15 protein-coding genes and 1 pseudogene are annotated in these 18,881 nt (G+C 63.5%); 6 read left to right on the top strand and 10 right to left on the bottom strand.

Translation table 11 applies throughout. From position 1 onward, the window contains the following. Positions 1 to 210: 210 nt before the first annotated feature. On the top strand, positions 211 to 801 hold the full coding sequence (locus ACZYHG_RS00355; RefSeq protein WP_464612035.1) for an ankyrin repeat domain-containing protein: 591 nt from the start codon (positions 211 to 213) through the stop codon (positions 799 to 801). Between the two features lie 12 nt (positions 802 to 813). Continuing rightward, positions 814 to 1,317: a YHS domain-containing (seleno)protein gene (locus tag ACZYHG_RS00360; protein WP_464612036.1), complete on the top strand. Its 504-nt coding sequence runs from the start codon at positions 814 to 816 to the stop codon at positions 1,315 to 1,317. Between the two features lie 12 nt (positions 1,318 to 1,329). On the opposite strand, the gene ACZYHG_RS00365 is transcribed toward ACZYHG_RS00360, so the two are convergent. The 5 genes from ACZYHG_RS00365 to hisS form a co-directional block, all read right to left on the bottom strand. Then, positions 1,330 to 3,507 (bottom strand): adenylate/guanylate cyclase domain-containing protein, encoded by a 2,178-nt coding sequence (locus tag ACZYHG_RS00365; protein ID WP_464612037.1) that lies wholly within the window; start codon positions 3,505 to 3,507, stop codon positions 1,330 to 1,332. A gap of 333 nt (positions 3,508 to 3,840) precedes the next feature. Then, positions 3,841 to 5,613, bottom strand: coding sequence for an AMP-binding protein (locus tag ACZYHG_RS00370; RefSeq protein ID WP_464612038.1), 1,773 nt, complete (start codon positions 5,611 to 5,613; stop codon positions 3,841 to 3,843). A 268-nt stretch (positions 5,614 to 5,881) separates the two neighbouring features. Continuing rightward, on the bottom strand, positions 5,882 to 6,580 hold the full coding sequence (hisG, locus tag ACZYHG_RS00375; protein WP_464612039.1) for an ATP phosphoribosyltransferase: 699 nt from the start codon (positions 6,578 to 6,580) through the stop codon (positions 5,882 to 5,884). Then, on the bottom strand, positions 6,577 to 7,698 hold the full coding sequence (locus ACZYHG_RS00380; protein ID WP_464612040.1) for an ATP phosphoribosyltransferase regulatory subunit: 1,122 nt from the start codon (positions 7,696 to 7,698) through the stop codon (positions 6,577 to 6,579). Before ACZYHG_RS00380 ends, hisG begins: the two co-directional genes overlap by 4 nt. A 217-nt stretch (positions 7,699 to 7,915) precedes the next feature. Beyond that, on the bottom strand, positions 7,916 to 9,412 hold the full coding sequence (gene hisS / locus ACZYHG_RS00385) for a histidine--tRNA ligase (RefSeq protein WP_464612041.1): 1,497 nt from the start codon (positions 9,410 to 9,412) through the stop codon (positions 7,916 to 7,918). A gap of 248 nt (positions 9,413 to 9,660) precedes the next feature. On the opposite strand from hisS, the gene ACZYHG_RS00390 reads away from it, so the two are divergent. Both ACZYHG_RS00390 and ACZYHG_RS00395 read left to right on the top strand, forming a co-directional pair. Beyond that, positions 9,661 to 9,912, top strand: a complete 252-nt coding sequence (locus ACZYHG_RS00390; RefSeq protein ID WP_464612042.1) for a hypothetical protein — start codon at positions 9,661 to 9,663, stop codon at positions 9,910 to 9,912. Between the two features lie 52 nt (positions 9,913 to 9,964). Next, a complete protein-coding gene (locus ACZYHG_RS00395; protein ID WP_464612043.1) occupies positions 9,965 to 10,354 on the top strand; it encodes a hypothetical protein in 390 nt (129 codons plus the stop codon). Between the two features lie 3 nt (positions 10,355 to 10,357). Here ACZYHG_RS00395 and ACZYHG_RS00400 read toward each other — a convergent pair whose 3' ends face one another. Further along, positions 10,358 to 10,996, bottom strand: coding sequence for a DNA-3-methyladenine glycosylase I (locus tag ACZYHG_RS00400; RefSeq protein WP_464612044.1), 639 nt, complete (start codon positions 10,994 to 10,996; stop codon positions 10,358 to 10,360). A 214-nt stretch (positions 10,997 to 11,210) separates the two neighbouring features. Here ACZYHG_RS00400 and ACZYHG_RS00405 point away from each other — a divergent pair, with 214 nt between their 5' ends. Together ACZYHG_RS00405 and ACZYHG_RS00410 are read left to right on the top strand one after the other, a co-directional pair. Further along, positions 11,211 to 11,954: a L,D-transpeptidase gene (locus ACZYHG_RS00405; RefSeq protein ID WP_464612045.1), complete on the top strand. Its 744-nt coding sequence runs from the start codon at positions 11,211 to 11,213 to the stop codon at positions 11,952 to 11,954. Between the two features lie 263 nt (positions 11,955 to 12,217). Continuing rightward, positions 12,218 to 13,137 (top strand): annotated as a pseudogene (locus ACZYHG_RS00410) (bifunctional 5,10-methylenetetrahydrofolate dehydrogenase/5,10-methenyltetrahydrofolate cyclohydrolase). 9 nt (positions 13,138 to 13,146) lie between these two features. Here the strand turns inward: ACZYHG_RS00410 and glcF are convergent. The 4 genes from glcF to ACZYHG_RS00430 form a co-directional block, all read right to left on the bottom strand. Then, complete coding sequence (glcF, locus tag ACZYHG_RS00415) at positions 13,147 to 14,472, bottom strand: glycolate oxidase subunit GlcF (RefSeq protein ID WP_464612046.1); 1,326 nt, start codon at positions 14,470 to 14,472, stop codon at positions 13,147 to 13,149. Between the two features lie 65 nt (positions 14,473 to 14,537). After that, on the bottom strand, positions 14,538 to 15,743 hold the full coding sequence (locus ACZYHG_RS00420; protein WP_464612047.1) for an FAD-binding protein: 1,206 nt from the start codon (positions 15,741 to 15,743) through the stop codon (positions 14,538 to 14,540). Positions 15,744 to 15,808: 65 nt separating this feature from the next. Continuing rightward, positions 15,809 to 17,305: an FAD-linked oxidase C-terminal domain-containing protein gene (locus ACZYHG_RS00425; protein ID WP_464612048.1), complete on the bottom strand. Its 1,497-nt coding sequence runs from the start codon at positions 17,303 to 17,305 to the stop codon at positions 15,809 to 15,811. 125 nt (positions 17,306 to 17,430) lie between these two features. Continuing rightward, entirely contained in the window at positions 17,431 to 18,753 is a 1,323-nt protein-coding gene (locus ACZYHG_RS00430) for a DUF3422 family protein (RefSeq protein WP_464612049.1), read from the bottom strand. Positions 18,754 to 18,881: the final 128 nt, after the last annotated feature.

Consider the following 18,881-nt stretch of genomic DNA (forward strand, 5'->3'; position numbering starts at 1 on the left):
TGAGATGTGCTTTTCAAGTCTGCCTTTAACTAAAGGCCACCCTTAGGTCCGCCACCATTTGAACGACAGCTTCCCGCCTCATATCGGCCGTTGAGTAGACTATAGCCGCATTCCAACGGCGGACATTCGGCCGCGCCGTCCGCCGCCTTACGCCCCGATGGGCCAAACGCAGCTTGTATGACTCCAAGCTAATATGCTACCCCATACGTCATGCGCGGACTACTAGCACTTGGTATGCTGGTATTGGCGGCTACAACAGCAGCCGCAGGCGAGCAATTGTTCAACTCCATCGCTGCCGGCGACAAGGGTGCCGTGGAGCAAGCCTTGGCAGGCGGTGCCGACGTCGACAGTCGGGCACGTGACCAGTCAACCCTGCTCATCGCTGCAGCGCTCGACAACCAGCCGGAAATCGCAAAATTGCTGCTGGGAAAGGGCGCCGACGTCATGGCGCGTAACTCGGGCGGCTTTACCCCTCTTCATGCGGCGGCCTTCTCGGGCAACCTGTCTATCGCCAAGCTGCTGCTGGAAAAGGGCGCTGTGCTCGAAGATGCCGCGAACAAGGCGGGTGCTACGCCGCTATTGGTGGCCGGCGAGGAGAACCACGTTGAACTGGCCGAATTCCTTATTGCGAAAGGCGCCGACGTGAACCATCCCGAAGGTCATGGCTACATGCCGACAACGCGCGCATTCTGGAAGGGCAACACGGATATCGTACGACTGTTCAAACGCCACGGTGCTACCTGCCAAGCCAAAATCCTTGGCAAGGCGAACGCGGCGAAATGCGCCGCGATCCACGACTAACGGAGGATGCAGATGAGCACGATGATCAAGTCACGACTGGTACGGAATTTGGGTGCGGCTGCCCTGGTCGCGGTAGCTGCGGGCGCCGGCGCGGGATCGGCCTGGGCCGACGGCTCGGTAAACACTGGCTATTTCGGTGGGGTGGCGATCATGGGCTACGACACCGTCGCTTACTTCACTGACGGCAAGGCCGTGAAGGGCTCTGAAGAGTTCACTTATGACTGGCTCGGGACACCCTGGCATTTCGCCAGCAAGAAACACCAGGAAATGTTCATGAGCGAACCGGTCAAGTACGCTCCTCAATATGGCGGATACTGTGCTGGCGAAGTTGTGGGCGGAGGAGTCACGATCAATGTCGATCCGGAAGCATTCAAGATTATCGACGGCAAGCTCTACCTGATCTACGACGTCGGCAATGCGAACAATTTCGCCGCGCATGCAGATGAAAGTATACCGAAGGCCGATGCCAACTGGCCGAAGGTCGCGGCCAATCTGAAGCTCGATAAGTATCATTGAGACCAGGTCCGCCTACTGAACGACGGTGAAGTGAAACACCTTGCTTGAATTGACAAAGGAATAGCCGTTGCCGGCATCGTCCTGGCGTTTGTAGACAGGTCCGCAGTCCGGGCGCCCGAACATATTCTCGCTCAGCTCGCACAATAGGTCACCATCGACACGGACGGTCTCGGTGACCAGCCGCGTCGTGGAGCGAAAGGCTGCCTTGCCGTCGCTGCCGATCTGGAGGAAGGCTGGTTGGAGACCGGGTTCAAGCTGGCCCTGCAGCGTATGGCCCAGCACCAATGAGGCGATCTCTTCGCCCTTCAATCGATCGTGCTCGTCGCCGGTGAAGGCGAATGGCCATTCGGGCAAGCCCGCCTGCTGTAACGCGTGAATGATGAGAGCCAGATCCTGCGGGTTACGGTACTGGGCGCCGTTGAGCCGGTAGGCAGACAATGAATCGAACCCCGGCGTCGACATGGCACCCATTCCCTCGGCGACCGCCGCCTTGGCATCCTGCAGGCGGCCGGCGCGGGCGTAAGCAGCACCAAGCGTGATCGCGAAATCTCCGACTGACGGCGCATCGTTGTGTGTGCGCTCGAGCGCTTCGATCGCCTTGTCGTTGCTACCTTGAATGAGAAAGACCAGACCGGCAATTTGCCGGTTGACGGGTGAAAGGTTGGGATCGAGCCTGAGAGCTGTCTCGACCGCTTCGGCAGCCTCGGCATGATTGCCGGCGAACAATTGCACGTATCCTAGAGCTATCTGCGTCTCAGCATCGCCGGGGCCGAATGCGACGGCTCGCTCGACCGAAGCGATGGCTTCCTCGTAGCGGCGATCCACGACCTGCATGATGCCAAGAATCGCATAAGGCGATGAAAGATCCGGATCGAGTTGCAGGGCACGGCTTGCCTTCTCATAGGCGCGCTTGCGCGCCGGAGCGCTCTGCATGATGTCGTTGAACGATTCGCGCCAGATATAGACTGTCATGCTCGCATCCGCCGCGAAGGCTTCGGCAAAAGCTGGGTCGAGTTCCTCCGCCTTGTCGTAGAGCGTGAGCGCCTCCCGCAGCCCATTGCGCCGACCGGTCCGTGCTGTCTGCTCGGCACGAAGGTAGAAGTCGTAGGCTTCGAGGTTTTCGGTCGGCGGGCGCGCCATACGCTCGCTTTCCGCTGCCGAAGGTTGCATGCCAAGCGCCTTGGCGATCTCGCCGCTCATCTCGTGCTGGACGGCAAACACGCCGGCCATGCCACGGTCGAACCGGTTGGCCCATAGATTATCGCCTGTTGCCGTATCGATGAGCTGAGCATTGAGGCGGATCTGCTCGCCGGTGCGGCGGACGCTCCCAGTGACGACGAAGCGGACGCCTAGGTCGCGCGCGACGTCCGCCAGCGCCGCAGGCTTGTCCTTGTAGGCAAATACTGAGTTACGTGCGATGACGTCCAGACCGGAAAGCTTGGTGAGGTCGGTGATCAGATCCTCGGTGATGCCGTCAGCGAAATAGTCCTGGCCTGGATCGCCGCCGAGGTTTGCAAACGGCAGCACAGCAACCGATGGCCGCGATGGCACCGAGAATCTGTGCCATGCGAAAATGACGGCAATGACGGCAACTGCCAGAACCGCGACACTCGCCAGGATCATGACGCGCGGACCTGGCCGGTGTGGCGCGGCCACAACCTTGCCCGAGGCTTCGGGATCCAACAGCAGCCGATACGCGCGAACCGGATCGGCGATGTTCTTGAGGCGCTGCCCGCCAAGACTGGCAAAGCCGACATCAACCTTGTGGACGGCATGATCGAATGCGGTTCCGGAGATGCACACTCCGCCTGGTTCGGCCATAGCCTCGAGGCGCGCGGCGATGTTCACGCCATCGCCGTAGATGTCATTTTCCTCGACGATGACATCGCCGAGATTGACGCCGATGCGAAACTGGATGTGGCGGCGGTCGGAGCTGCCCTGGTCTCGGACAGCCATCCGGCGCTGAATCGCGGCAGCGCACTGGACGGCATCGACGACACTCGCGAATTCAACCAGCGCCCCGTCGCCCATGAGTTTGACCATGCGGCCGCGGAATTCCTTGATCGCAGGATCGATCAATTCGCGACGGCAACTTTTCAACCGTTCGAGCGTACCGACCTCGTCCTCGCCCATGAGCGTGCTGTATCCGACCACGTCGGCAGCAAGGATTGCGGTAAGCCGTCGCTCCATGTGCGGGTGTCTTGCCTCCCTATTTAAAACTTCGCTGACGAGCGTATTCTAGTACTACTTTGATTGCGAGCGCGCTCGGCGCCTGTGGCAGCGGTCAATGCAACCACGCCGTTTTTGCGGCCATTGCCCACATGGCCAGTATATGAGCGGAAAAACGGATGCTGCCGCAGGCTGGGGTGGTCAAGTCATGACATCGGGACTTGGAGGTTGAAGGTCCGCTATCTTTCTTCCCTGCCCACAATCGGACCTACTGCTCCCGGCCCCCAAAGGCGACATCACAACATCTGCGCGGCAATGTCTGGTTCTAGCGCTAAGCAGAGCAGCCAATACCCATCAAGCCGTCTTCTGCGCCACCAGCCCAAGCTCCTCCACCATCGCCTCGCGCATCAAAAACTTCTGCGGCTTGCCGGTGACCGTCATCGGCAATTCGGTGCGGAAGCGGATGTGGCGGGGGATTTTGTAGTGGGCGATCTGGCCGGCGCAGAAGTTCTTGATCTCCTGCTCGGTGGCGATCTGGCCAGGCTTGAGCACGATCCAGGCGCACAGCTCCTCGCCATACTTTTGGTCGGGAACGCCGAACACCTGCACCTCCCTGACCTTCGGGTGGCGGTAGAGGAATTCCTCGACCTCCCGGGGATAGACGTTCTCGCCGCCACGGATGACCATGTCCTTGACGCGGCCGACGATGTTGCAATAGCCCTCTGCATCGATCGTAGCGAGGTCGCCGGTGTGCATCCAGCCGTCGCTGTCGATCGCCTCGCGGGTCTTGTCCTCGTCGTCCCAATAGCCCTTCATGACGGAATAGCCGCGCGTGCAGAGTTCACCCGGCGCGCCGACGGCAACCGTGGCACCATCGGCATCGATGGCCTTGACCTCGACATGGGGGTGGACGCGGCCAACGGTCGAGACGCGCTTTTCCAGGGGATCGTCGACGCCGCTCTGGAAGGACACCGGGCTGGTCTCGGTCATACCGTAGGCGATGGTCACCTCCGACATATGCATCAGCGACACCACCTTCTTCATCACCTCGATCGGGCATGGCGAGCCGGCCATGATGCCGGTGCGCAGGCTGGAGAGGTCCAAGGTCGCGAAATCCGCATGGTCGAGCATGCCGACGAACATGGTCGGCACGCCATAGAGGCCGGTGCAGCGCTCCTGCGCCACGGCTTTCAGCGTCGCGCCGGGGTCGAAGCCCTCGCCCGGAAAAACCATGGTCGCGCCTTTCGACACGCAGCCCATCGTGCCCATCGACATGCCGAAGCAGTGATAGAGCGGCACCGGGATGCAGAGCCGGTCGTCCACGGTGAGCTTGATCGCCGAGGTGACGAAATTGCCGTTGTTGACGATGTTGGAATGGGTCAGCGTCGCGCCCTTGGGCGCGCCTGTCGTGCCTGAAGTGAACTGGATGTTGATGGCATCGCCTGACTTCAGCCCCTCGGAAATGCGGTCGAGGCTGTCATGCTCGTCGCGGCCGGCCATGGCCAGCACGTCGGCGAAATTGAACATGCCTGGCGAGTTGTCCTCGCCCATGCGGATGACAATCTTCAGCGTGGGCAGCTTTTGCGCCTTGAGTTTGCCGGGTGCGGCCTTGGCGATCTCCGGCGCCAGCGTCTCGATCATGCCGAGATAGTCAGAGGTCTTGAATTTGGCGGCCGTCACCAGCGCCTTGCAGCCGACCTTGTTGAGGGCATATTCCAGCTCGGTCAGCCGGTAGGCCGGGTTGATGTTGACCAGGATCAGGCCAATGCGGGCGGTGGCGAATTGCGTTACCAGCCATTCCCAGCGGTTGGGCGACCAGATGCCAACGCGGTCGCCTTTTTCGAGGCCGAGCGCCAGGAAGCCGGCGGCAAGCGCATCCACCGTGTCGGACAGTTCGCTCCAGGTGAAGCGCTTGTCCTGGCCGACGAAGACGGCGGCATCCTGCGTGGCGTATTTGCTGGCTGTGTCGGAGAAAAGCGCGGGAATGGTCTTGGTGAGTAGCGGCGGCGTGCGCTCGCCGGAGACATGCGCCATGCCATCGACAGGTGCGATAAAGACGCCGCCGGCGCGCGCGCCGCGACCGCGCAGATTGGTGGCGTTCTTGAGCTCGTCGAGATTGATCGCCATCGCCGTCTCCTCCCGGGATAAGCCAACCTATCAGCCCGTCAGGGCGGTGGAAATCCCGTCGATGGAGTTGAAGGACAAGAAGACCCCCTCACCCGGATTGCCAACCGAATTGCAAGAGCAATTCGGGGCAACCCGACCTCTCCCCGAGGGGAGAGGAGGCGCCAGCGTTGATGCAAGCCTCTTCTCCCCTCGGGGAGAAGGTGGACGCGAAGCGGCCGGATGAGGGGGCCTCTCACACGCCATAGCCCTGCCCTCGAGGGAAGGATTGCTATGCGACCGCTGCAGCCATCTTCGCGGCAATATCGCGCACGAGCGCCTCATCCGCCACCGAACGGTCTTTCCTGGAGGCCACAAGACAAGCCTGCGACTTCAGCACGACACCATCACCCAGCACCTTGAGATGGTTGGCGCGCAGCGTCGAGCCCGACGAGGTGATGTCGACGATGACGTCGGCGAGCCCGGCCGCCGGCGCGCCTTCGGTGGCGCCCAAGCTCTCGACGATGCGATAGACCTGGATGCCGTGTTTCTGCGAGAAGAATTGCTGCGTCAGCCGCCAGTATTTGGTGGCGATGCGCAGCCGCCTGCCATGGCGCTGGCGGAAATCGGCGGCGACGTCGTCGAGATCGGCCATGGTGTCGACATCAAGCCAGATCTCCGGCACCGCCACCACGACATCGGCATGGCCGAAGCCGAGACGGGCAACGATCTCGGCCCGGGTCTCCCAGTCGGCGAGATTGTCCCGCACCAGATCCTCGCCGGTGATGCCGAGATCGACAGCGCCCTGGCCGATTTCGCCGGCTATTTCGGAAGCCGACAGGAAGGCGACCTCGACAGTGTCCAGGCCCTCGACGCGGGCGTGATATTTGCGCTCGTCACCCGGCAAGCTGATGGCGAGGCCAGCCTTGGCCAGCACCTCCAGCGCCTGCTCCTTCAACCGGCCCTTCGACGGGATCGCCAGCGTGATCATGGTGTCGTCTCCCGCAACGCCTCGATGCGGTCGAGCCAGACGGAAAAACCGACGCCGGGGATCGTCGTCTTGGCGCCAAGCAGGGTCAGCAGCCGGTCGTAACGGCCGCCGCCGGCCAAAGGACGCTCGCCGCCTTGCGCCGCGATTTCGAAGACCACGCCGGTGTAATAATCGAGCGGCCGGCCGAAGGCGGCGTCGTAGCGGATTTTTGCTGCCGGCAAGCCATGTGCCTCGATCGCCTGGGCGCGGGCCGCGAATTTCTCCAGCGCGGTCCCCAACGATAGCCCGGCGCCGGCGGCGAAACTCTCCAGCGCCCGCGCCGCGCCATCGAGCGGCACGTCGATCGCCAGAAAATTCTTCAGCGCCGCGAAGGCCTCGTTGGACAACCGCACACTGCGCAGCTCGGCTTTCTCGATCAGCCGGCGCGCAATGTCCGATGGCGAGCGCCCGCCGGAGGCCGACAGGCCGGCTTCCTCCATGCCGCCGGCGATGTGGGCCGAAAGCCCTTCAAGATCGCCGTCAAGCACAAGGGTCGCGACTTCGCCGGAAAGCTGGCTGTTGCGCGGCGGGTTGGCGAGATCGGCGAGCGCTGCCTGCAGCATCGGCGCCGAGCCGAAGGCGCGCGCCAGCCGCATGCGCCAGCCACGCGGCAGGCCAAGGGCGGCGAGCACGGCTTCGAAAATGGTCTGGTCGCCAAGCGTGATCGCCAGCGACTGCTCCGGCAGCACCAGCGACAGCAGCGCATGCGCGTCGGCCACGGAGCGTGCATCGGCTTGCGCCGTGTCGCGATCGCCGAGATCCTCGATACCGGCCTGGAAGAATTCGTTGCCGCCCTCGCGGCGCTGGCGAAACACTTCGCCCAGATAGGAATAGCGGCGCGGCGTGCCGGCCTGCGAACTTATGTGGTCGAGACAGACCGGAATGGTGAATTCAGGCCGCAGGCACAGTGTCTGCCCGGTCTCGCTTTCGGTGAGGAAGATACGGCGGCGCAGATCCTCGCCGGCCATGTCGAGGAACGGGTCGGCCGGTTGCAGGATGGCGACCTCGACAGCGTGGGTGTTGCGGGTGGCGAAGAGACTGGTGATGTCAGCTGCGATGGCTGGGAAGCGGGAGGTCATACGCTGCGCTCTTCCCTTCTCCCCTTGTGGGGGAAGGTGGATCGGCGCGCAGCGCCGAGACGGATGAGGGGTGGGTGACGGAATGGGGCGTTGGCGTTCCCTGGAATACCCCTCATCCGACCTCGCTTCGCGAGGCCACCGCCCAGGGGCGAGCCGCGGGTCTCGCCCCGTCCTGCGGACCCCACAAGGGGAGAAGGACAAGCGGGGGCTGCGCTCGTCACTTAGACCGTTCCTCAGCCTGCGCCGCCAGGATCTTCTTCACCTCGGCAACCAGCTCACTTTCCGCCACAGTCACCTGCGCAGGCCTTGCTGCCCGCCACTCCGCGTTGTCGGTGATTTCCGCCGACATGCGCGCGCCTTCGATCAAATCCTTGATCTGCAGTTCGCCCTTGGCGCGCTCGTCGCCGCCCTGGATGATTGCGACCGGGCAGTTTCGCCGGTCGGCATATTTGAGCTGCGCCTTCATGCCGGCGCCGCCGAGATACATTTCGGAGCGGATGCCGGCGGCGCGCAGTTCGCCGACCATTTTCTGGTAGCGGCCAAGGCTGTCGGTGTCCTTGTCCATCACCAGCACGACGACCGGCGCGATCACATCGGCGCTGTCGAGCTTGCCGAGGTTCTTCAGCGCCGTCATCAACCTCGAAACGCCGATGGAGAAACCCGTCGCCGGCACCGGCTCGCCACGGAAGCGCGAGACCAGGCCATCATAGCGGCCGCCGCCACCCACCGAACCGAAGCGCACGATCTGGCCGTCCTCATTGGGGATTTCGGCCAGGAGCTCGGCCTCAAGGACGGGGCCGGTGTAATATTCGAGGCCACGCACCACCGAGCGGTCCATGGCAATACGGTCGTCGCCATATCCTGCCGCCCTGACCAGGGCTTCGATGGTCGCGAGTTCGCCGACGCCTTCCTGATAGGTCGCGTTCGAACTGACCATGGAATCCTGGCCAGCTTGTGTATTCCTCGCGGTTGCCTGAAGAACCGCTTCGGCCTGGCCGTTGTTCAGTCCGGCGCCCTTGGCGAAGTCGCCTTCGCCTTCCTTGCCGCCATCCCAGCGCCCCGGCCCAAGCAGAAGCTTCACGCCTTCCGGGCCGAGCTTGTCCAACTTGTCGATGGCGCGCAGGACGGTCAGCCGGCGGCCGGCATTCTCGTCGCCGCCAAGGCCGATCGCCTCCAGCACGCCGTCCAGCACCTTGCGGTTGTTGACGCGGATGACGTAGTCGCCGCGCTTGATGCCGAGCGCTTCCATCACGTCGGCCATCATCATCGCCATCTCGGCATCGGCGGCAACGCCGGGCGTGCCGATCGTGTCGGCGTCGAACTGCATGAACTGGCGGAAGCGGCCGGGGCCTGGTTTCTCGTTGCGAAACACCCAGCCGGAGCGGTAGCTGCGGTAAGGCTTGGGCAGCCGCTCGTAATTCTCGGCGACGAAGCGCGCCGTCGGCGCGGTCAGATCATAGCGCAGCGACAGCCACTGGTCGTCATCGTCCTGGAAGGAGAACACGCCTTCGTTCGGCCGGTCCTGATCGGGCAGGAATTTGCCGAGCGCATCGGTGTATTCGATCAGCGGCTGGTCGGCCGGTTCGAACCCATAAAGCTCATAGACCGAGCGGATCGTTGCCATCATCTTCTCGACGGCGCGAATGTCCTCGGCGCTGCGGTCGGCAAAACCGCGCGGCAGCCGCGCTTTCGTCTTTTCCGATTTGTCGGCCATGAGATGAGCACCCGGTGTGTCGTGACGTTGCGTGGACAGGAAATTCCCATTCCGCAGCGCGCGTTTCCTAACCGATGCAGCCCGGAGCGGCAAGGGTCGGCGCCTCGCACCGCGCCCGACGGCAGCAGGAGGAGTCGAACCTCCTTGAAACAAAAACGCACCGAAAATGAAACAATCCCGCCATGAACGCGGCATCGTGCCGACACAATCGCGGCCGATATAGCGCAGGACGGGAAGGGGTTCGGAACATGACCAGCGCAGCAAAATTCCATGCCAACAGCGAAGCTGGCGAATTGCCGGCACGGCTGCGCCCGGCGGGCGCCCATGCACCGAAAATGGTTGGCCAGGCTGCCGGACCATTCGACGTACCGGCCGACACCGGCAAGGGGTCTTCCCTGCGCGACGCCTTGGTGACCGGCCTGCTGGTGATCTATCCCACGGTTGCCACGGTGGCTGCGATCGTCGCCGGGCTGTTCCTGGCCAGCGTCAACGGCACCTGAAACTGCCGGCTTCGGTGGAAGCGATTTTCCATTCTTGATCGGGGGATTGAGCATGCGACTGGGTCACGCATATGCGGTTGGCTGCGCATTTTTACTCGGGGCGGCCAACCCGGCCAGCGCCGCGGGCTGCAAGCCGGGCGAGGCCAGCCTTGCCGGCCATTACTATCTGCGCGGCGTCATGGAGGTCGGCTCCGAACTGCTGCTCAGGAAAGACGGCAGCTTCGAATTCATGCTGGCTTACGGCGCCAACGACCAATACGGCAAGGGCTGCTGGGTCAAGAAGGGATCGACGCTCGAGGTTATCCCGGCCGGCCGCAGCTCGGCATCGACGCATCACACGCCCGACGACAGCGGTTTCAGCGGCCTGGTGCTGACCATATCCGGCCACAGCCTGGTGTGGGACATCAATGGCAGCGGGCACAAGGGACGGTTCGAGAAGTGAGCCCTACTTCGGCCGCTTGAACGCCTTCCGTTCCTTCTCGACCTCTTTTCGACAGACGCAGCCCTCGAGATGGTCGTTGACCAGCCCCATGGCCTGCATGAAGGCGTAGACCGTGGTCGGGCCGACAAAACTCCAGCCGCGCTTCTTCAGTTCTTTCGAAATCCGGGTCGAGACTGCCGTCGTCGGATTGGCGCGCAGATGGGCGAGATCGACGATCCTGGGCCGCTCATCCTTGCCGGGTTCGAACTTCCAGAACCAGGCGGCAAGCGAGCCGAATTCGTTGACCATCTCGCGGGCACGCCCGGCGTTGTTGATGGTCGAGACGATCTTACCGCGATGGCGGATGATGCCGGCATTGCCGAGCAGGCGCTCGACATCCTTGTCGGTGAAGGCGGCGACCTTGTCGAAGTCGAAACCGGCGAAAGCCTCGCGAAAATTCTCGCGCTTGCGCAGGATGGTCAGCCACGACAGGCCCGACTGGAACCCTTCGAGACAGACCTTTTCGAACAGCCTGCGGTCGTCGGCCACCGGGCGGCCCCATTCATGATCATGGTAGTGCAGATAGTCGGGCAGATTGCCATGCCAGAAGCAGCGCGCGACCCCGTCGGGACCGGCGAGCAGGCCGGTGTTTTCATTGCTCATTCCAAAAAATCCATCCGTTAACGCGCTTTGCGGCGCATTTACTGTGGCTTTACCAGATTCCTGAACCCGGCGGTAACCACACCAAAAGGTTTACTGACAGAACCGCATTTTACGCATTCCGATTCATGTTTCGGTTGCTGCTTGCGCGCCAATGATCGCTGAACCGGAGCATCGTTTCCACCCGGTTTTATCAGACGATCAAGGTGCGTTCCCGATGAAGAGAGTCTTGTTTTCCGTACTCGGCGCCGTGGCTGTGTTTGCCGGCGTCACGCCTTCCGCCGCTGGCGACCGCTATGCCGACAGGCCGCCGGTGATGGTGAGCCCCGACCTTTCCGCCCCTTGGGTGCTGCAGCTTGGCCGGGCGCCCGGCATCGTGCGGCAGAACCGCCAGGTGTTGGAGCAACAGCCGCGCCTGCGCATCGCGCAACCGGCGCAACCAGACCGTTTGCAGACGGCGGCCGTGCAGGCACCAGCCAAGCGCATGGTCATGCGCCCGCAGATCAACCCGATCTACCTGCCGCAGGAAGTCAACTATGACGGCACGCAGAAGCCGGGCACGATCGTCATCGACACGACGCAGAATTTCCTCTTTCTCATCGAGAAAAACGGCAAGGCGCGTCGCTATGGCGTCGGCACCGGCAAGCCGGGCTTCGAATGGTCGGGCACGCACAAGATCACCAACAAGCGCGAGTGGCCGGACTGGCGTCCGCCAGCGGAGATGATCAAGCGCGAAGCCGCCAAGGGGCGCTATCTGCCGACCTATCTGGCCGGCGGCATGGAGAACCCGCTCGGTGCGCGTGCGCTCTATCTCGGCACGACAGAGTACCGTATCCACGGCACCAACCAGCCATGGACGATCGGTGGCGCGGTGTCGTCGGGCTGCATCCGCATGCGCAACGAAGACGTGGTCGATCTCTATGAACGGGTCAATGTCGGAACCACCGTTGAGGTGATATAGTTTTAGCGAATCACTTCATCGGGAAACACATCGTTTCCCGAAGTCGGAAGGAATAACGGGGGACGGGCCGTATGGGGATGCGGTCGGTCAAGAAGGGCAGCACGGGAGACCGCGCTGCCCTTCTTTTTTGATCGGCGTCGAGTGCCTGGGGCATGGCCCCGCGTCGTTGCGTCGCGCAGAGGGCATGGCGGTTCGCTTTCGTGCTGCCATTTTCGACGGTCTTTTGCTATGTCGGCGCCAACGCAAGAAAAAGAGTCCACCCCATGTCCCTGTCCGACGACAGCCGCTATCTAAAGGGCGGCCCGGTTGCCCAGCGCATCATCGCCGCCGTGCGCGAGGATGCGGCAATTGCCAAAGCCGAAGGTTTTCCCCCAAGCTGATCTCGATCACCGTCGGCGACACCGATGCGGTCGACGTCTATGTGCGCAACCAGCGCGCCAAGGCTCAGCTTGCCGGCATCGATTTCGAGGAGCGGCGTTTTCCCGCCACCATCACATCGGGTGAGCTGGAAGCGGCGATCCATGGCTTGAACGCCGATCCGCGCGTCACCGGCATCATCATCCAGCGGCCGGTGCCCGCGCATATCCCGATCAGGACGCTGCAGGCGGCCGTGCATCCGCTCAAGGATGTCGAAGGCATGCATCCGGCCTCGATCGGCAACATCGTCTACAACCAGCTCGACCTGGCGCCCTGTACGGCGGCCGCTTCGGTCGAACTGCTTAGGGAAACCGGGCTCGACCTCAAAGGGCTGGAAGTCGTCATCGTCGGCCATTCAGAAATTGTCGGCAAGCCGATCGCCTTCCTGCTGATGAGCGAAGGCGCAACGGTGACGGTCTGCCATCACATGACGCGCTCGGTAGCCGCCCATGCGCGGCGCGCCGACGCGCTGTTCGTTGCCGTCGGCAAGCCGCGGCTGATCAAGGCCGATATGGTCAAGCCGGGTGCCGCCGTCATCGACATCGGCATCAACTCCGAGATCGGCCCGGACGGCACGAGCCGCATCGTCGGCGACGTCGACACCGAAAGCGTTCGCGAGGTTGCCTCATGGATCACGCCGGTCCCGGGCGGCGTCGGCCCGATCACGGTGGCGATCCTGCTGCGCAACACGATGGTGGCGCTCAGCCGCCAGCGCGCGCTTTATGAGGCAACTTACGGCACGGCGGACAGGCTGGCGGCGGAATAAGCGCCAGCCCTACTCCGCAGCGATCAGGCTCTCTTCCCGAATGCCGTCCGGCTTCGGCCCGCCATAGGCCCAGTCGAGCAGCTTTATAGTATGCACCACCGGCAGCTTCGCGGCGGAGGCGATCTGCGTGATGCAGCCGATGTTGCCGGTGGCAACGATCGAGGCACCGGTCGCCTCGATGTTCCTCACCTTGCGGTCGCGCAGCTTGGCCGAAATCTCCGACTGCAGGATGTTGTAGGTGCCGGCCGAGCCGCAGCACAGATGGCCCTCGCGCGGCTCGCGCACGATGAAGCCGGCCCTGGCCAGCAACTCCTTCGGCTGGCGGGTGATCTTCTGACCGTGCTGCATCGAGCAGGCCGAATGATAGGCGACGACGGTGCCGGGCTTGCGCACTGGCTCGGGCAGGTCGAAGGTCGAGAGATATTCGGTGATGTCCTTGGCTAGCGCAGAGACCCGCGCGGCCTTCTTCGCATAGGCCGGGTCGAGCCGCAGCATGAAGCCATAATCCTTGATCGTCGTGCCGCAGCCGGATGCGGTGATGATGATGGCATCGAGGCCACCCTGGTCGATGGCGCGCGTCCAGGCGTCGACATTCTGCCTCGCCGAGGCAAGTGCGGCCTCTTCTCGCCCCATATGATGGACCAGCGCGCCGCAGCAGCCCTCGCCCGGCGGCACCACGACCTCTACGCCGAGGCGCGTCAGCAGCGAGATCGTCGTGTCGTTGATGGCGGGATCGAGCACGGATTGCGCGCAGCCGGTGAGGATGGCGACACGACCCTTTTTCGTCCCCTGCCCGGCATGGATCCCCGGCAAGGCCATCGGCGACGCCTTGGGGATCGAGGCGGGCGCGAGCTTGAGCATCGCACCGAGCGGCTTCAGCGCCGCGACCTTCTCGAACAGGCCGATGAACGGCTTGCCTAATTTCGCCAACTTAAGCGCGACGCGAAAGCGCGAGGGATAGGGCAGCACGAAGGCGAGCATGGCGCGGGTCAGGCGATCGAGCAGCGGCCGCTTGTAGGTTTCCTGGATGTGAGCGCGGGCATGATCGACCAGATGCATGTAGTTGACGCCCGAGGGGCACGTGGTCATGCAGGCCAGGCACGACAGGCAGCGGTCGATATGGGTGACGATCTCCTTGTCGGCGGGACGGCCGTTTTCCAGCATATCCTTGATGAGATAAATGCGCCCGCGCGGCGAATCGAGCTCGTTGCCCAATGTCACATAGGTCGGGCAGGTTGCCGTGCAGAAGCCGCAGTGGACGCATTTCCGCAGAATCTTTTCCGACTCCGCAACGTGCGGATCGGCTAGCTGGGCAAGGGAAAAATTGGTCTGCATCGCTGACGCTCTGTTTAGACGCAATTCCTGTGGGAAAACCGTTTCACACTTTTCCTGGAATTGCTCTAGGCCATGCGGCCGGGATTGAGGATGTTCTTCGGGTCGAATTCCTGCTTCAGCCGCTGGCTGAGCGCGCCAAGCGCCGGCGGCTGCGGCTCGAAGACAGGCAAGGCGGCGCGATGGGCCGGCGCGGCGCGCACCAGCGTCGCGTGGCCGCCGCCATGTTTTCGCAAGAGGCCGCGCAGCAAGGCGGCTTCCGGATCGCCCTCTTCCATGCGCAACCACACCAGCCCGCCCTGCCAGTCATAGAAGGCGCTGACGGCGGCCTGCATGCGCAAGGTCAGGACCATCTGATGACCCTGGGAAGGGGTCATCGACACGCGCCAGACCGGTTTCTCGGTGCCGTCGGCGAAGGGCCTGATATCGCGTATGTCGCGCCAGATCAGTTTCGAAGCGTCGCCAGAAATTTCTTCCAGCGGGCCGGCATTGCCGAGCGACGCCTTCAGCGCCGCGATGCGATAGGCGACCGACGGGCCAAAGCCTTCGACGCGCAGCAAAGTGGCGGCTTCGCTGCCGAGCGCGCCGCCGGCGACACGCGCGGCAATGCGCTCCGGCAGATGGGCGGCACTCGACACTTCCGCGCTGGAGCCGAGCGCCATGGCCATGGCAGCAGTGGCCGCATCGTCGAGCAGCCCGCGGATGGCCAGCGTCACCTCGGTTTCAGCGGCTGGCAGCACCTTGAAGGTAAGGTCGGTGAACACGGCCAGTGTGCCCCAGCTGTTGGCCATCAGCTTCGACATGTCGTAGCCGGTGACGTTCTTGACCACGCGGCCGCCGGATTTGAAGGCCTCGCCCCGGCCGGAGACGACATTGATGCCGAGGATATGATCGCGCGCAGCACCTGCCTTGAGGCGGCGCGGACCGCACAGGTTGGCGCCAAGCACGCCACCGATCGTGCCTTTGCCCGGCTCGACGCCGAGCAGCGGGCCATAGTCCATTGGCTCGAAGGCGAGTTGCTGACCGTTTTCCGCCAGCAGCTTCTCGATCTCGGCCAAAGGCGTGCCAGCCTTCGCCGACAGCACCAGTTCGGCGGGCTCATAGAGCGTGACGCCGGTGAGATTCGACAGGTCGAGCGTATGCTCCGTCTGCAGCGGACGGCCGATGCCGCGCTTGGAGCCGTGGCCAAGGATTTCGAGCGGCGCCTCTTCCGCCACCGCCCAGGCGACCGAGGACAGGACTTCGTCTGACGTGGTCGGGGTGAAAGTCGTCATTGGCGTGACATGCCACTTGCAAGTGCAGAGACGTCGAGTTCCTTCACAAGCGCCAACTTAGCCACTCAAAACCTCGGAATATCCGGAAACGCCACCTGCCCTCGGTGCACATGCATGCGCCCAAGCTCGGCGCAGCGGCGCAGTTGCGGGAACACCTTGCCCGGGTTGAGCAGATGGTTGGGATCGAAGGCGCATTTGACGCGCATCTGCTGGTCGAGGTCGACCTGGTTGAACATTTCCGGCATCAGGTCGCGCTTCTCGACCCCGACCCCATGTTCGCCTGTCAACACGCCACCGACCTTGACGCAGAGTCGCAAAATGTCGGCGCCAAAGCTTTCGGCCTTGTCGAGTTCGCCCGGCACATTGGCATCGTAGAGGATCAGCGGATGCAGGTTGCCGTCGCCGGCGTGGAAGACATTGGCGACGCCGAGACCGTATTTCTCCGACAGCTCACGCATGCCGGCCAGCACGCGCGGCAGTTCCTTGCGCGGGATGGTGCCGTCCATGCAGTAATAGTCGGGCGAGATGCGGCCCACCGCCGGAAAGGCCGCCTTGCGGCCGGCCCAGAAGCTCAGCCGTTCCTGCTCGGATTGCGAGATGCGACAGGTGGTCGAGCCGTTGCGGATGGCGATCGCCTCGACCGCGGTGATGAGATGATCGACCTCGACGCCCGGCCCGTCGAGCTCGACGATCAGCAGTGCCTCGACATCGAGGGGATAGCCGGCATGGACGAAATCCTCGGCCGCGTGGATTGCCGGCCGGTCCATCATTTCCATGCCGCCCGGAATGATGCCGGCGCCGATGATGTCGGCGACGCATTGGCCGCCCTGCTCGCTGGTCGGAAAGCCGATCAGCAGAGCGCGTGCCGTCTCCGGCTTTTTCAGGATGCGGACCATGACCTCGGTGACGACGCCGAGCAGGCCTTCCGAACCGGTCATGACGCCGAGCAGATCGTAGCCTTCGGCATCGAGATGACTGCCGCCGAGCCGAACCACCTCGCCGCTCATAAGCACCATTTCGATGCCGAGCACATTGTTGGCGGTGAGGCCGTATTTCAGGCAGTGTACGCCGCCGGAATTTTCCGCGACGTTGCCGCCGATCGAGCACGCGATCTGGGAGGATGGGTCGGGGGCGTAATAAAAGCCCTCCTGCTCGACGGCTGACGTGATGCCGAGATTGGTGACGCCGGGCTGGGCGACGACGATGCGATTGGGAAAATCGACCCCAAGGATGCGGTTGAAGCGGCTCATGACCAGCAGCACCGCGTCCTCGAGCGGCAGCGCGCCGCCCGACAGCGAGGTACCGGAGCCGCGCGGCACGACGCGGATGTTGCGGTCGTTGCAGTATTTCAGAACCCGGGAGACCTGGGCCACCGTTTCGGGCAGCACCACGACCAGCGGCAATTGCCGATAGGCGGTCAGGCCATCGCTTTCGAAGGCGCGCATCTGATTGGTCGCGTCAACGACGCCCTCGCCCGGCACGATGATGCGCATGTCGGCGACAATCTCGTCGCGCCGGCGCAGCGTGGCGTCGTCTGGCTTCGGCATGGCAAGGCCGGACATCGGCAGCCTCATTTTGCTTGACTGGTCAAAATCTTTTACCAGTGAGCGGCATTCTTTGCAAACGCTACGGCGATGGAGCCTCCAGCATCCAGGTGGGGATAGGCTTCCGCAGCGGCAATCTGCCGCTATTCGCCGGGATGCTTGGCCGGTTCGGAATGCAACCGGCGCACGCGGCGCACGCCCCACCAGACCAGCAGGATGGCGACCGGCACGGAGGCGGCGGTGACGACTTCCGGCGCGAAGGCGTGGCCGAAGATCGAGGCGCCCTTGGCGACATAGCCGATGAGGCCGACGACGTAGTAGGAGACAGCGGCGACCGAGAGGCCTTCGACGGTCTGCTGCAGGCGCAGTTGCAGGCGGGCGCGGTTGTTCATCGAGGCAAGCAGGTCGCGGTTCTGCTTCTCGACCTCGACATCGACCCAGGTGCGCAGCAGCGTCGTGGCGCGGGTCAGTTTTCGCGACAGATTGGCCTGCCGTTCCTCGACCGAGCGGCAAGTGCGCATGGCTGGTGCAACCCGGCGCTGCAGGAACCCGCCCCAGGTGTCGTAGCCGGGCACGGCCTCTTCCTCCAGCGCTTCCAGCCGCTCGACGACGATGCCGTCATAGGCGCGGCTGGCGCCGAAACGGTACAGGCTCGATGCGGCATCCGCTTCCAGTTCGGCGGCAAGCTCGGTCAGGTCGGCGAGCAGCGTCTGGCTGTCGCGGGTCTCGGCGACCTTCATTTCCAGCGTGGTCTGCGCCAGCCTGTCCTCAATGCGGCGAGCGCGGCCTGACAAGGTCAGCGCCAGCGGCAGGCCGAGCATGGCCAGCGTGCGGTAGGTCTCGATGTCGATCAGCCGCTGCGACAGAGCTCCGGTACGTGCCGGCGTCAGGCCACGATCGAGCACCAGCATCCGCGTCATGCCATCGCCATCCTGGCGGAAATCGGTGACGATGGCCGCGTTGCCGCGCTCGACCAGCGAATAGCAAAGGCTGGTCGGGTCGAAGGCTGCGATCAGCCGCTCGCTTGTCTGCGTCCACTTGCGGATTTCGAGCCGGATGCCGGAGATGACGGTACCCGGCGGGCAAAACCCGTTGCCGAAGGGCAAATCCTCCTGCGTCCGGCCACTTTCGGAAAGCGGCCCTTCCCACAGATAGGTCGAGAACTCGGTATGCCGCTCCCAGCGCAGCGAGCCCTTGCCCCATTTCATGGCATGGTGGCGGGCCTGGCGGTCGGGTGCAGCGATGCCGAGGCGCCGCGACAGTTCGGAAAGCACCGCATGGTCGACGCCGGAACCGCCTTCGGTCATGAAGGCGATCTGCACCAGCACGCGCGGCTTTTCGATCAGCGGATGCGGCCTTGCATGAACCTCGCCCAGCGCGCCAGGCCTGCCCTCATGCGCGGGAAAACCCATGACGCTGCCCTTGGCGCGCGGCTGGAACTCGAGATTGGACGGGTCATCTGACACGGCTTGTCCCCGGGGTTCTTTGAACCCTCTTGCGTTCGCGTCCCTCTAGGGCCAATCGCCATATGACGCAAACAGCAAAGTTTAGCCGAAGATGATATTGCGCCGGGCGGCAAAACCGACCCGCTTCG

It is taken from the genome of Mesorhizobium subarcticum (assembly GCF_055456085.1).

Coding starts and splice junctions, on each gene's coding strand:
- ACZYHG_RS00405 (WP_464612045.1), top strand. CDS start 11,211: ATGAAGAGAGTCTTGTTTTCCGTACTCGGCGCCGTGGCTGTGTTTGCC.
- ACZYHG_RS00420 (WP_464612047.1), bottom strand. CDS start 15,743: ATGACGACTTTCACCCCGACCACGTCAGACGAAGTCCTGTCCTCGGTC.
- ACZYHG_RS00360 (WP_464612036.1), top strand. CDS start 814: ATGAGCACGATGATCAAGTCACGACTGGTACGGAATTTGGGTGCGGCT.
- ACZYHG_RS00390 (WP_464612042.1), top strand. CDS start 9,661: ATGACCAGCGCAGCAAAATTCCATGCCAACAGCGAAGCTGGCGAATTG.
- ACZYHG_RS00355 (WP_464612035.1), top strand. CDS start 211: ATGCGCGGACTACTAGCACTTGGTATGCTGGTATTGGCGGCTACAACA.
- hisS (WP_464612041.1), bottom strand. CDS start 9,412: ATGGCCGACAAATCGGAAAAGACGAAAGCGCGGCTGCCGCGCGGTTTT.
- ACZYHG_RS00425 (WP_464612048.1), bottom strand. CDS start 17,305: ATGTCCGGCCTTGCCATGCCGAAGCCAGACGACGCCACGCTGCGCCGG.
- ACZYHG_RS00370 (WP_464612038.1), bottom strand. CDS start 5,613: ATGGCGATCAATCTCGACGAGCTCAAGAACGCCACCAATCTGCGCGGT.
- ACZYHG_RS00380 (WP_464612040.1), bottom strand. CDS start 7,698: ATGACCTCCCGCTTCCCAGCCATCGCAGCTGACATCACCAGTCTCTTC.
- hisG (WP_464612039.1), bottom strand. CDS start 6,580: ATGATCACGCTGGCGATCCCGTCGAAGGGCCGGTTGAAGGAGCAGGCG.
- ACZYHG_RS00400 (WP_464612044.1), bottom strand. CDS start 10,996: ATGAGCAATGAAAACACCGGCCTGCTCGCCGGTCCCGACGGGGTCGCG.
- ACZYHG_RS00395 (WP_464612043.1), top strand. CDS start 9,965: ATGCGACTGGGTCACGCATATGCGGTTGGCTGCGCATTTTTACTCGGG.
- glcF (WP_464612046.1), bottom strand. CDS start 14,472: ATGCAGACCAATTTTTCCCTTGCCCAGCTAGCCGATCCGCACGTTGCG.
- ACZYHG_RS00365 (WP_464612037.1), bottom strand. CDS start 3,507: ATGGAGCGACGGCTTACCGCAATCCTTGCTGCCGACGTGGTCGGATAC.